The sequence below is a fragment of the Shewanella sp. 38A_GOM-205m genome (assembly GCF_000518445.1).
Classification (GTDB): Bacteria; Pseudomonadota; Gammaproteobacteria; order Enterobacterales; family Shewanellaceae; genus Shewanella; species Shewanella algae.
Genome location: NZ_JADP01000024.1, coordinates 1 through 13,027 on the forward strand (window position 1 = coordinate 1; position 13,027 = coordinate 13,027).

At 53.2% G+C, this 13,027-nt stretch carries 10 protein-coding genes; 4 read left to right on the forward strand and 6 right to left on the reverse strand.

Annotated features, from left to right (window positions below; translation table 11 throughout):
• From N512_RS0113770 to N512_RS0113780, 3 genes are all read right to left on the reverse strand, one after another.
• The coding region (locus tag N512_RS0113770) for a transposase domain-containing protein (protein ID WP_037475130.1) at positions 1 to 227 on the reverse strand (227 nt) is incomplete at its 3' end.
• Positions 228 to 345: 118 nt separating this feature from the next.
• Positions 346 to 3,477, reverse strand: a complete 3,132-nt coding sequence (locus N512_RS0113775) for an efflux RND transporter permease subunit (protein WP_025888418.1) — start codon at positions 3,475 to 3,477, stop codon at positions 346 to 348.
• 16 nt (positions 3,478 to 3,493) lie between these two features.
• Positions 3,494 to 4,633 (reverse strand): efflux RND transporter periplasmic adaptor subunit, encoded by a 1,140-nt coding sequence (locus tag N512_RS0113780; RefSeq protein ID WP_028780703.1) that lies wholly within the window; start codon positions 4,631 to 4,633, stop codon positions 3,494 to 3,496.
• 469 nt (positions 4,634 to 5,102) lie between these two features.
• Between N512_RS0113780 and N512_RS0113790 the strand changes: the two genes are divergently transcribed.
• Together N512_RS0113790 and N512_RS0113795 are read left to right on the forward strand one after the other, a co-directional pair.
• Positions 5,103 to 6,050: a LysR family transcriptional regulator gene (locus N512_RS0113790; protein WP_025009160.1), complete on the forward strand. Its 948-nt coding sequence runs from the start codon at positions 5,103 to 5,105 to the stop codon at positions 6,048 to 6,050.
• A 139-nt stretch (positions 6,051 to 6,189) separates the two neighbouring features.
• Complete coding sequence (locus N512_RS0113795; protein ID WP_028780704.1) at positions 6,190 to 6,927, forward strand: TorF family putative porin; 738 nt, start codon at positions 6,190 to 6,192, stop codon at positions 6,925 to 6,927.
• Positions 6,928 to 7,081: 154 nt separating this feature from the next.
• Here N512_RS0113795 and N512_RS0113800 read toward each other — a convergent pair whose 3' ends face one another.
• Both N512_RS0113800 and N512_RS0113805 read right to left on the reverse strand, forming a co-directional pair.
• Positions 7,082 to 7,543 carry a GNAT family N-acetyltransferase gene (locus tag N512_RS0113800; protein WP_025009162.1) on the reverse strand — a complete coding sequence of 154 codons (462 nt, stop codon included), beginning with the start codon at positions 7,541 to 7,543 and terminating at the stop codon, positions 7,082 to 7,084.
• Positions 7,544 to 7,630: 87 nt separating this feature from the next.
• Positions 7,631 to 8,290, reverse strand: a complete 660-nt coding sequence (locus N512_RS0113805) for a 7-cyano-7-deazaguanine/7-aminomethyl-7-deazaguanine transporter (RefSeq protein WP_028780705.1) — start codon at positions 8,288 to 8,290, stop codon at positions 7,631 to 7,633.
• A 168-nt stretch (positions 8,291 to 8,458) separates the two neighbouring features.
• On the opposite strand from N512_RS0113805, the gene N512_RS0113810 reads away from it, so the two are divergent.
• Positions 8,459 to 9,205 (forward strand): substrate-binding periplasmic protein, encoded by a 747-nt coding sequence (locus tag N512_RS0113810; protein ID WP_028780706.1) that lies wholly within the window; start codon positions 8,459 to 8,461, stop codon positions 9,203 to 9,205.
• Here N512_RS0113810 and N512_RS0113815 read toward each other — a convergent pair.
• Complete coding sequence (locus N512_RS0113815) at positions 9,202 to 10,560, reverse strand: isochorismate synthase (protein ID WP_028780707.1); 1,359 nt, start codon at positions 10,558 to 10,560, stop codon at positions 9,202 to 9,204. The two genes, N512_RS0113810 and N512_RS0113815, sit on opposite strands and share 4 nt — an antisense overlap.
• Positions 10,561 to 10,910: 350 nt before the next feature.
• On the opposite strand from N512_RS0113815, the gene N512_RS0113820 reads away from it, so the two are divergent.
• On the forward strand, positions 10,911 to 13,025 hold the full coding sequence (locus N512_RS0113820; protein WP_028780708.1) for a TonB-dependent receptor plug domain-containing protein: 2,115 nt from the start codon (positions 10,911 to 10,913) through the stop codon (positions 13,023 to 13,025).
• Positions 13,026 to 13,027 lie beyond the last annotated feature (2 nt).

Here is a 13,027-nt window from a genome sequence, read left to right on the forward strand (position 1 = left end):
CGCCGTGCAACTTCGGCAATCGGTTCGTTGCGGAAAAACGCCATTCCAACAATAAGCCAAAGAACCATATCACTCGGTAAGCGACGTCGACGAATCGTCGCTTTATCGGAAAGTGTTGCCGCTTTAGCAATCCACTCGTCAGGAATATGCTCGGAGAAGGTGGTTAGCTGAGCGACATCAACAGGACTCTCTTCAAGAAAGTCGGCAAAGCAGTTTTGAATAGACATAAAAAATCGGAAACCTATAAACAGGTTTCCGATTGTCTCTCATCAGAAGGATCGGTCAACCGATCCTTATCTGATCTACGTTGCGGCACATAGGCCGGGCTTTGAGGTGACAGGCGAATTACTCGGCCTGTTTTCGCAGTTTGCGTTCTTCGCGCTCACGCTTACTGAACATGCGCTCTACCACCACGAAGAAGAGTGGGATAAAGAAGATACCCAGGAAGGTCGAGCTGATCATACCGCCCAGTACCCCGGTACCAATGGCGTTCTGACTGCCTGAACCCACGCCGGTACTGACGGCCAGTGGCACAACCCCGAGGCCGAATGCCAGCGAGGTCATCAGAATTGGCCGCAGACGTACCCGCACCGCGTGCAGTGTCGCGTCAATCAGCTTGGCACCCTGCTCATAGTATTCCTTGGCGAATTCCACGATCAGAATGGCGTTCTTGGTCGCCAGACCCACAGTAGTCAACAGACCCACTTGGAAGAACACGTCGTTTGGCAGGCCGCGGCCATTCATGGCGATCAGGGCACCGATAATACCCAGAGGCACCACCAGAATTACCGCGAAAGGCACAGACCAGCTTTCATACAGGGCCGCCAGTACCAGGAATACCACCAGAATCGACAGCGCGTAGAGCGCAGGCGCCTGGTTGCCTGACAGACGTTCCTCATAGGAGAGGCCGTTCCATTCGATACCAAAGCCAGGAGGCAGTTGGTCAACCATGCCTTCCATGATGTTCATCGCTTCACCGGTACTGAAGCCTGGAACCGTCGCACCCTGGATATTCATCGCCGGCAGGCCGTTGAAGCGTTCCAGACGTGGTGAACCATACTCCCAGCTGCCGGTGGCAAAGGCTGAGAAGGGCACCATGTCTCCCTGGGTGTTACGCACATACCAGGAGTCCAGATCTTCAGGTTGCATCCGATACTTGGCATCGGCTTGAACATAAACCTTCTTCACCCGACCACGGTCGATGAAGTCATTGACATAGGAGCCACCCCAAGCGGCAGAAAGCACGTTGTTGACATCACCTATGTTGACACTCAGCGCACGCAGCTTGGCATGATCTATGTGTAGCTGATACATGGGCGCATCTTCCTGACCATTGGGGCGTACGCCCACCAGGTTGGGATTCTGAGCCGCCATGCCCAGCAGTTGGTTACGGGCCTGAACCAGCTTTTCATGTCCTTGACCATTCTTATCCTGCAGGAAGAGGTCAAAACCGTTGGCCGTACCCAGCTCAATTACCGCAGGTGGTACGAAGGCAAACACAAAGGCTTCTTTCATCTGGCTGAACACCGCCATGGCGCGGCCGGCAACCGCCTGAACATCGCTGCCAGGAGCAGTACGCTCAGACCAGTCTTTCAGTCCAACGAAGGCGATACCCATGTTCTGACCCTGACCGGCGAAACTGAAGCCTGCCACACTCAGAACTGATTTGACGTTTTCGTCTGCCAGGAATTGATCCGAGACCTTCTCCAATACCTTCAGGGTACTTTCCTGGGTGGCGTTGGTTGGCAGAATCGCCTGGGTAAACAGAATGCCCTGATCTTCGTCCGGCAAGAAGGCGGTTGGCATGCGGATAAAGATCCAGCCTACGGCCACAACCAGCGCCAGATAGATGGCACTCATACGTACCGAACGTTTGATGATGCCGGCAACAGTACCTTCGTACTTACCCGTCATGCGCTCGAAGTTGCGGTTAAACCAACCGAAGAAACCGGTTTCGGCGTGGGTATGCCCTTTCTTCAGCGGTTTGAGCATAGTGGCACAGAGCGCCGGAGTCAGTACGATTGCCACCAATACCGACAAGGCCATCGCCGATACGATAGTGATGGAGAACTGACGATAAATAACCCCGGTAGAACCCGACATGAAGGCCATAGGTACAAACACAGCTGACAGTGTCAGACCGATACCCACCAGTGCGCCGGTGATCTGGCCCATGGACTTCCTGGTCGCTTCCTTGGGACTAAGGCCCTCTTCCGACATTACCCGTTCAACGTTCTCCACCACCACAATGGCGTCATCCACCAAGAGACCGATAGCCAGTACCATGGCGAACATGGTTAGGGTGTTGATCGAGAATCCGGTGAAGGACAGGATGGCGAAGGTACCCAGCAAAACCACAGGCACGGCGATCGTTGGGATCAAGGTGGCGCGGAAGTTTTGCAGGAACAGATACATGATGACGAACACCAGTACCACGGCTTCCAGCAGAGTATGAACCACACCTTCGATAGAGTTCTTCACGAAGGGGGTTGTGTCATAGGGATACACCACCTGCATGCCGGCCGGGAAGAAGGGACGCATCTCTTCGACTTTGGCGCGAACAGCTTCGGCAGTATCCAACGCGTTGGCACCGGTAGCCAGCTTGATTGCCAGACCTGTAGCGGGGCGACCGTTATAGAGTGACTCAATGGCGTAACTCTCGGAACCCAGCTCAACCTTGGCAACATCGCCCAGATAGACGTTGGCGCCCGAGGCGTTGGACTTGAGGATGATGTTACGGAATTCCTCAGGCGTCTGCAAACGGCTCTGGGCCGAAATAGTCGCATTCAACTCTTGGCCTTGAACCGCAGGGGCACCACCCAACTGACCGGCAGAAACCTGGGCGTTTTGTTCTCTGATCGCGGCGATCACGTCCAGAGTTGTCAGGTTGTAGTTGGTCAGCTTCAGAGGATCGACCCAGATACGCATTGAGTACTGGGCACCGAACAGGGTGGTTTCACCCACACCGGGCACACGACTCATGGGGTCCTGAACGTTGGAACCTACGTAATCGGCGAGGTCGGCCTTGGTCATGGAGCCGTCTTCAGAAATAAAGGCGACTACCATCAGGAAGCCGGAGCTGGATTTGTTAACCCGGACACCTTGAGCCGTTACTTCCTGAGGCAGCAGGGCCATGGCGGCCTGCAGCTTGTTCTGAACCTGAACCTGGGCGATGTCGGGATCCGCTTCGGCGTTAAAGGTCAGAGTGATTTCGGCGTTACCGAAGCTGTCACTGGTGGACTTGATATAGCGCAGGTGGTCTAGACCTGTCATGCGCTGTTCAATCACCTGGGTCACAGAGTCTTCAACAGTTTTGGCCGACGCACCTGGATAGTTGGCAGCAACCACAATGGTTGGCGGCGCAATATCCGGGTACTGGGAAACCGGCAGGGCCTTAATGGCCAGGACACCTGCCAGCATGATAATAATCGCGATCACCCATGCGAAGATGGGGCGATCGATAAAGAAACGTGCCATAACTTCCGCCCTGTTATTACTGGTTTGCTGTCATGGGTTTAGCCGTCACTGGCATGCCTGGACGGATTTTCTGCAGCCCTTCGACAATCAGTTTGTCACCAGGCTTGAGGCCATCGGTAACCCGCCACTGGTGATTGATGACATCGGCAGTCTTGATAACCCGAGCTTCCACCTTGTTTTCGGCGCCAACCAACATGGCCACAGCTTCACCCTTTGGATTACGGCTGATAGCCTTTTGCGGTACCAGAATGGCTTGAGGATCGACACCTGTGTTGAGAATGGCGCGAACATACATACCTGGCAGCAGGGTGTGATCCGGGTTCGGGAACTCGGCTCTCAGAGTCACAGAACCTGTGCTCTGATCGACACTGACTTCGGCAAACTGTAAGCGGCCCTTGTGATCATAAGTCGAGCCATCTTCCAGCAGCAGAGTCACTTCAGCATCATCGGAAGCCTGCAGTTTACCGGCTTTCAACATGCTTTTGAGACGCAGCATCTGGGTGCTGGACTGAACGATATCCACATTGATGGGATCCAATTGCTGGATAGTCGCCAGAGGTTGAGCCTGGTTGGCGGTCACCAGAGCACCGGCAGTAACGCTGGACTTACCGATACGGCCGGAGATAGGCGCCTGTACTTCGGTATAGTTGACGTTAATGGTTGCAGTATTGATGGCCGCCTTGGCCACTTCCACCGCCGCCAGCGCTTCTTTATAGGAAGCATCTGCCTTGTCGTACTCTTCTTTACTTATGTACTTGGTCTTGACCAGTTCCTGGTAACGGGCCTGAGTTGCCTTGGCAGACGCCAGAGCCGCTTCGGCACGGGCCAGATCGGCTCTGGCACTCTGCAAAGACGCCTCATAAGTAGAAGGGTCTATCTGATACAGTGACTCACCCTGCTTCACATCTCCACCTTCGGTAAAGCTGCGCTTCAGAATGATGCCGTTGACCTGAGGCCGAACTTCGGCTTCAAGGAAAGCTACGCTGCGCCCAGGCAGTTGCACTTGCAGTGCCTGCGGAGCCGACTTGACTTCGAGGACACTGACTTCCATAGCGGGGGCCGCCTGATTGCTTTTGGCTTTTTCAGCTTCCGACCCACAGGCCGTCATCCATAACGCCATACTTACAACTGAGGCAACTTTTAATACATGCCGCATGATAACTCCTAATCAGTATCTGCTTGCCGGGAAGGAAAAATGTCTTGTACGACAGGCTTCCTGGCGCAGTTAGCCAGCAAAATTTTCGAACCCATATTTATCGCACAAGCATTCTGTATCAACAAGCTACAGGATAAGCGAAAAGTGTAAATGAATGAAAATTTTTTAATCAATAAACGACACTATTGCCATTTATTTACATTTAGTTGTGAGATTTATGAATTCAACAACTTATGTATCCAAATCCCGTTTTTGCCCGTTGGGGAGAGATTCTGTTTTTGCCCTGGAGGCAGAGAGTTCTTTCCCAACGATAGCAAGCGTTTTATGGTTGAGCGAACCAAGGCAAAACTGCATAAATTTCTCTGCGTCATGCTGGATCCTCCACCGCGAGGCGAGTATTCTACTACTGTCACTATAATTTTATTAGTCACATAGAAATAAACCCACTGTCCCACAGGTGCAACAATAAATGGATCTAAACAGGGTACAAATATTTGCTCAAGTTGTTGAGCAGGGTAGTTTTACCGGCGCGGCCAAGGCGTTGGGGCTTACCAAGACCACCGTCAGTCGTAAAGTCGCCGAATTGGAGAAGGCGACCGGTGTTCAGCTACTGTTCAGAACCACCCGGGCATTGAGGTTAACCGAGGCTGGCGCCGAGTATTACAACAAGATCACCAAGATACTGGTAGACCTGGAAAATGCCGAGGCGCAGCTCAGTGCCAACCAGCAGCGGGTCAAGGGTAACCTAAGGGTGGTCTGCCCGATCGAGATGGGGCAGCTATTTCTCGGCCCGGTATTTGCCCGCTTTCTTGAGGCCTACCCGGATATCACCATAGAAGCTGAGCTGACTAATCGCAAGGTGGACATGGTTGAAGAAGGAATAGACATACTGTTCCACCTGTGTGGCATCGAAGATTCACGCCTGCAGCATTACCAACTGGTGAAGACCAGCACCACCCTGATGGCCAGTCCGGAATACCTTAAACGCCACGGTACTCCGCAGACCCCGGATGATCTTTGGCATCACAAGGGCATAGAACAGGGGGGGATCCAGCTCATCAATGATGGTTGCTGGAAGATTTTCGATGGTAAGGAGTGGCAGGTGATCACTCCGGAGGTACAGCTCAAGGTCAACAATATTACCTTGGCCCGGGAAGCGGCCATTGCCGGTTTGGGGATCACTTGTCTGCCTCCCATGATCGCCGATGAAGCCTTGCAAAAGGGGGAGTTGGTAGCCGTGTTGGAAGACTTTCCCATGGAACACAACACCCTGTTGCTGTCTTATCCCAAACGGGCCTACTTACCTCGTAAATACATAATATTTATTGATTTTATCTATCAGGCCTTGTTCGGTTACTGGGGCAACATGCTGCTGGAGATCCCCGAGTATGTGAAGCGCCCCGAAGGCTTCGAATAAGCCGTTATGACTGCGGCGTTGCCGCAGTCATTCATAATTGTTCACATTCATTCCTCCATGGTTCATTCATCTAGATAACCCTGTTCACAACTTCTTCTTACTATCCGGGCTAACAATAATCATGCTCTGGTGGATAAAGATGAACCCAACTCATAAGCTGTTTTTATCAGGTTTGCTGCTGTGCAGCAGTTCTATGGCTCTGGCAGACGAAGCTCCCCGTTTCGCCGGTGGCAGTTTTGCCGGCAATCTGACCTTTGCCTCTGACTATGTGTTCCGTGGCGAATCGGAAACCCTGGATGGCGATGTGCCTGTAGTCCAGGGCACATTCAGCTGGAACCATGACGCCGGTTGGTACGCCGGGGTATTTGCCTCCAACATCAAGTTTGCCGACCCCAACCTTGAGATAGTCACAGCGCCTTTCATCGGCAAGAGTGGTGAGTTGGGTGATTCAGGTTTCACTTATGATGTCATGCTGTTCTCTTATCTCTATCCGGGCGCGTCCTACTCCAACTACACAGAACTGTGGCTGAAACTCGGCAAGTCTTTCGGTCGGGCCCATCTGCAACTGGAAGTGACGCCGACTGTGGATGACTGGTTCGGTGTCGATGGTTGGCACGGGGTCAACTATGCCCTGCACCCCAGTTACAGTTTCGAGAACGGTATCAAGGTTTCCGGTTCTGTCGGTTATCAGGACCTGAACGGCAATGGTGCTGAGGGATGGGGACACTGGAACTTGGGGGTAAGTAAGGAGTTCTATGGTTTCAACCTGGATCTGCGCTACCACGGCAGTACAGTTGAATCAGACCACAAGGTTTATGGTACCCAGACAGAGATCTTCGATGACAGATTGGTAATAGGTATCAGCAAAGCGTTTTAAGAACTGCTTCCCTGCAGTCTTTGTGAGTACGCCGGTTGGCGTACTCTTTTTTAGGTAAGGTACGAACAAGCCCCATCTGTGCTCTGCGTCGGCTAACAGGTCTGGATGTAAGGCGTGGTTTGCAGGAATGGACTAAGTCCTTTGCAAGATTTCCTTAGTACATGCTCTTTTCAAGATAGAGACGGTTGTCGGCAATATGTCCAGGCTCGGCGCGGAAGTCCACCACTTGATACTGATGGCTGATCAGCATATTCAACATAGAGCGGAACTGGTTGCGGGTCTTGACCTGGATCTGCTTATAGCCGGCCTGGGTGGCCCAGCGTTCCTGAGCCTCAAGCATGCTGCGTGCCAGTCCCAGACTGCGATAATCGGGTAATACACCGCCCAGCCAACTGTAAAAACACTGCTCATCCAGAGCATAACCCAGCTTGAATCCCGCCAGCTCACCTTCCACAAAGGCCAACAACAACAAACAGGCATTGCCTGTCAGTCGACGCTCGAACTCCTGCTTTTGGTAGCCGGAATCAAACTCGGGGATCTGGGCACTCAAGGCCATGATCTCATCGATCTGTTGCTGATCTATTTCAGTAATAGCTTTGATTTCAATGGAGTACATCATCATTCTCTCAACGGACCGCAAAATGTCACAGGTTGCGGGATAAAAACTGGCCAAAATTATAACAGGTCTGGCCAGTTGAATGCATCAGGAGAATTGCTGCTGGTTTTCCGTCTGTAAGATCTTGTCCTGAAGTACCCGCAGCAGCACGCCATAGGCCGGCAGGAACAGCCCCAGACTGACCAACAGCTTGAAGCCGTAATCCACGGCGGCGATTTCCGGCCAGTTGGCGGCCATGAAGGGGTCGCTGGAGGCGAAGAAGGCGATACTGAAGAACACCAGAGTATCCACCAGGTTGCCCACCAGGGTTGAGGCTGCCGGTGCGACCCACCAGGCACACTGGCGGCGAATTCTGGCAAACACTGCGATATCCATCAGCTGGCCCACCAGATAGGCGGCGAAACTGGCAAAGGCGATACGGAATACAAAGGTATTGAAGTCCGACAGGGCGCTCAGCCCCTGAAAATCACCCTGATGAAACAGTGCGCCCATGGCATAGGAGATCACCAATGCCGGCAGCATGGCCTTGAAGATGATCTGCCGGGCGGCGGCCTGGCCGAATATCCGTACCGTTAGATCAGTTGCCAGATAGACGAAAGGAAAGCTGAAGGCACCCCAGGTTGTGTGGAAGCCGAATAGCTGAAATGGGAGCTGTACCAGATAGTTACTGGCACTGATAATAAGGATGTGAAAACTGACCAAGAGGATCAGTGCGCGTTTGAGCTGCGCGCCGGTTAACATTAACATATTGTGACCTTTTTAGTTGGCTGGGCGGGGTGAGGGAACCCGCATCTTCGGTTCGACCGAAAGGGCGCACATTATAGTGCCCATAATCCGGCTGACAAGGGGGAAGCGTAAAAAATGTCCAGTCCATCTCAAGCTACTCTACACTGAAAAGGAAGACAGGAGAGTAAAATGAATCGAATCTGCTGCCTGCTGCTGGCCTTGCTGACTTTTGTTTGGCCGGCCATTGCCGAACCGACCAAGATCCAGATAGCTACCGCCAGTTGGGGCGGTTATACCGAAACCAATGGCGAAGGCTATTATTTTGAGCTGTTGCGAAGGGTCTTTCCCGAGCCGGAATGGCAACTGGAAATCCAGTTTGTTCCCTTTCCCCGTTCCCTCTACATGCTGGAGCGTGAACAGGTGGACATGGTGTTGGGGCTCTATCTGGGGGATATCTCCAAGGGGATTTACAGTGCCAAAAAGGTAGAAACCGAGGTGATAGATGCCGCGGTGACCCCTGAGCTGGCCAGTGTTTGGCAAGGAATGGACTCACTGACCCATCGCAGGGTTCAGGCTCTGATCGCCTATCGCTTTTTTACCTTGACCCAGGTACCCATGCACTATCAGGAAAACAGTAGCCTGCTGGAAATGCTGCGCAAGGTGAATGAAGGAAAAATCGATGCCGTGCTCGACTATAAGCCGGACATCTTGCCGCTGTTGCCACAGTTGGAACAGCCCAGAAGATTGGTGCTTATTGAGGATGTGCTACGGGCAGATGTTTATTTTGCCTTCGCCAATAATCCCAAAGGGCTCGAGCTGAAGGCCTTGTTCGACCAAGGCTTTGAACAGTTGGAGCGTTCCGGGGAATTGGCGGAGATTAAACAGCAGAGCCTGGAGCAGTTGCAACTGAGGATACAGGAACAGCCATCACCCTAGAAATCCAGCAGAATCGACATTATGGTGGCGAGCTTGTTTTCCAGCTCCTGCCATTCGGCTTCCGGGTCTGAGCCTGCGACTATACCGGCGCCGGCAAACAGATTGATGCAGCCGGGCTCCAGCAGGGCGCAGCGGATGGCTACCGCAAATTCACTCTCATATTTATTCAGATAACCGCAGGCCCCGGCATACCAGCCGCGCATATAACCTTCCCGTTGGCGCAGAAAACTGATGGCCGATTCCCGTGGCAGGCCGCCGACGGCCGGTGTCGGGTGCAAGGCCTGCAGCAGTTGAAAATCTTTTACCCCGTGCCGTAGCTCGGCGCGAATCGATCTGTGCAGATGCTGAATATGGTTGAGTTTGAAGATGGTTGGTGTCTCATCGGCACCAACATAGCGGCTCAGCGGAGTCAGAGCCTTGACAATATGCTCCCTGACCAGCTGATTTTCATGGCTGTTTTTGCTGTCATCCAATAGCTGCTGTGCCAGCAGTTCATCCTCTTCCGGGCTTAGGCCGCGAATGGTAGTGCCCGCCAGTGCTTCGGTATACAGCTCCTGCTGATGGCGGCGATAGAGACGCTCGGGCGAACAGGAGATAAAGCTGCGCTCGGGGCTGAATTCGAAGCCGAATTGAAAACTGTTGGGGTTGCGCCCTTGCCAACTGGCCAACACCTGCCAGGGATCCGGAGTGTCTTTCACTTGCAGCTGAGTCAGGCGCGACAGCACTACTTTGGGGGTGTCCTGGTTGAATCTGGGGGCAGTCACCTGTTCCACCAGTGTCTTCCAGCGTGGATAGTCGGGCCTGTCATTGCGTGACAGCTGTTCTGTCTTGGTCGGTGGCGTCATGGGGCGGGCCGGAACCAAGGCATCCAGCGCGGCTTGTGCCTGGGCTATTTCCGCTTGCCTGTCAGCCTGGCCCAGATTCAGGTTAACCAAGAGGCGGAAATGATCTGAACTGCGTCTCAGCTCTATTCTGGGTAACAGGAATCTGGCGCGGCCAAACTCGGGCCAGGAGGCGATTTCGCGGTCGAAGGCGACGCCGCCGTAGTAGCGGATCTCCTGATTACTGGAGTAGGCGCGCTGCTTTTCATAAATTTCGGCCAGGGCCTCGTCTGTAACTTCATCTTCGAAGCGGAAATCCAGACAGCAGCCGATGGCGGCAACCTCCTCGAGTCTGTCTCTTCCTTGCCAATAAATTCTGGGATAGCTGGGTTGGGAAGCCAGCCAGGAGATCAGTGGAATTGCCTGTACCTCGGCGGCCAATTGGACAATAGGCTCTGCTGGCGTCAGCTTGGCCAGTTGACACAGCTTGTCTTTGAGTGACGAAATGGCCTTAGGCAGGGTAAGTGCAGACAAGGGGAGCTCCGAACATCCGAACAAAGGGATCCGGAAGCAGAAAGCGTCCGGCTAACAGTATCTTTAACACAAACTAAAGTTCCACACCTTGAGTGTCAAGCCGTCGAACGGGCCTGTGTGACGTGTAGCATGATCCCATTAATCAGCTTAGGTTAATGTGACACGAGTGGACATTTTTGCTCGGCAAATTGTCTTGATGGGACAATCTGTCCGCGACAGACTCTGTTATCTACTCCCTTTGTATTAATTTGTCGATCTGTATTGGTTTTTACCGTCACTGAGCTTGTAGCTTTTTTGGGCGGCGCCAGAATAGCCCGGATAATCCCAATCAGAAATGACAGAAGAGCCTTATGTCCCATATCCCGGTAAAACTCTCTGCCCTCGCACTGGCGTTGGGCTGTGCCATGCAGGCCAATGCGGCCTCTATCGAACGCGATCCACTGGTCAACAATGCAATGGACGTCATAGTGGTGCACGGTGAGCGTGCCAACGCCACTGAAGTTGCCACTACAAGTTGGAGCATTTCCGAAGATGAAATCAAGGCCTTGGGTGCCCAAAGCCTGGATGAAGTGCTGAAAAATGTTCCCGGTGTTTACGTACGTTACGGCGGCGAGGGTACGCCAAGGGTGGATATCCGTGGTTTCAAAACCCGCCATGTGACCCTGTTGGTCAACGGTGTACCGGCCAACAGTGCCGATGATGGTCAGTTTGATCCCAGCGTGATCCCAACCAGCCAGATTTCCAGAGTCGAAGTCTCCGTTGGCCCAACTTCAGTACTCTATGGCCCAGGCGGCGCCGGTGGTGTTATCAACATCATCACCAAGCGTGGCGACAGCGCCCCGGCTGTATCCGGTAACCTGGAATTGTCCAAGGACGATACCTTCAAGGGTGATATCAGTGCCGCCGGCTCGGGCGACAACTGGCAGGGACTCATCAGTGCGGGTTATCAGCACACTGATGGTTTCCCCATGTCTTCTGACTATCAAGTCACTGAATATCAAGATAAATACCAGCGCAACAACGCAGATAAAGAGCTGACCAATCTGTACGCCCAAGGCAGCTATTGGCTCAGTGACAATACTCAACTCATTGCCAATATGGCGCTGCGTTCAGGCGAGTGGGGCAAGCCACCAAGAGATGGCAGCGGCAGCGGCCGGGTGAAGTTTGAGCGTGTCGATGACTATGATTCACAGACTTTCCAGCTGGGTCTGGCACATAAGTTCAATGATACTTTCACTTTCCGGGGTTTTGGGTATCACAACCAGAGCGACACCTATGAAACTGTGTACGGCGACAACAGCTACGCTGAGCTGACCCAGGCTCAGGACGGCCGCTCCAAAGTACAGGGGGCAAACCTGCAGCTGATCACCGACTTCGACACCGCGGGTATCCTGACCACCTCTGTAATTGCTGAAAAGCAGAGCTGGGAAGCGGTAGCCGAAAGCTTCGGTTCCTCCAAGTCCGGCAGCAGCAAGGTTGCAGCAGCCAAGGGCTCAGGTGGTGGTACTGGTTCAGGCGGCGGTAACGGCTCAGGTGGTGGTACTGGTTCAGGCGGCGGCAACGGCTCTGGCGGTGGTACAGGTTCTGGGGGCGGTAATGGCTCAGGTGGTGGCAGCGGTGAGTCTTTCGATGATTCGGCCTGGGTTTATACTGCGGCGGCCGAGTATCAGTTCCAGTCGGAAGGCGATTGGGGCTTTACTCTGGGCGGCGCTTACCACGATATGGACAAGACCGAAGGCAACGAGAACGATTACTCGGCGCTGGCCTCAGGTTTCTGGCAAGCGGCTGACGATACCCGCCTGAGCCTGAGTGTGGCTCGGAAGGTGCGTTTCCCATCCATGCGCAACCTGTACTCCCTGTCTTCAGGCAATCAGGAACTGGAGACGGAAATCTCCAAGCATGTTGAGTTGGGACTGGAGCAAGGCCTGGGTATGAATACCGAGCTGCAACTCTATCTCTATCACACAGATGCCGATGATTACATTGCCAAAGATGCCAGTGGCATGTATCAGAACATGGGCAACTATCGCTTCCAGGGTTTGGATACTGTGCTGTCCAATAACAGCATAGAGAATCTGGATCTGAGTCTGAGTTACAGCTATCTGCATGCCGAAGACAGAGACAGCAGCACAGGTTTTGATGGTCTGGACTATCGTCCCAAGCACCAGCTGCGCTTCCAACTGGGTTACAAGCTGCCTACCGAGACCCGAATCCACCTGAATGTGGAACGCATCATGGATCAGAACTACTACGAGCAGGAGAAGATCGGCGGTCAGAAGGTGTGGCAGGAGAAATCACTGGATGATTACACCCTGGTAGACATCAATCTGGTACAGCCTTTGCTTAAAGATAAGCTAGAGCTCTATTTACGAGCCACCAACCTGCTGGACGAGAACTACTATCAGAGCGATTCTCTGCCTCAGGCAGGTAGACAAGTCTTTGTTGGGATTAACTGGCAGATCTGATA

Excerpts from the sequence above, each read along its gene's own strand:
- N512_RS0113775 (WP_025888418.1), bottom strand. The coding sequence starts at position 3,477 with ATGGCACGTTTCTTTATCGATCGCCCCATCTTCGCATGGGTGATCGCG.
- N512_RS0113780 (WP_028780703.1), bottom strand. The coding sequence starts at position 4,633 with ATGCGGCATGTATTAAAAGTTGCCTCAGTTGTAAGTATGGCGTTATGG.
- N512_RS0113790 (WP_025009160.1), top strand. The coding sequence starts at position 5,103 with ATGGATCTAAACAGGGTACAAATATTTGCTCAAGTTGTTGAGCAGGGT.
- N512_RS0113795 (WP_028780704.1), top strand. The coding sequence starts at position 6,190 with ATGAACCCAACTCATAAGCTGTTTTTATCAGGTTTGCTGCTGTGCAGC.
- N512_RS0113800 (WP_025009162.1), bottom strand. The coding sequence starts at position 7,543 with ATGTACTCCATTGAAATCAAAGCTATTACTGAAATAGATCAGCAACAG.
- N512_RS0113805 (WP_028780705.1), bottom strand. The coding sequence starts at position 8,290 with ATGTTAATGTTAACCGGCGCGCAGCTCAAACGCGCACTGATCCTCTTG.
- N512_RS0113810 (WP_028780706.1), top strand. The coding sequence starts at position 8,459 with ATGAATCGAATCTGCTGCCTGCTGCTGGCCTTGCTGACTTTTGTTTGG.
- N512_RS0113820 (WP_028780708.1), top strand. The coding sequence starts at position 10,911 with ATGTCCCATATCCCGGTAAAACTCTCTGCCCTCGCACTGGCGTTGGGC.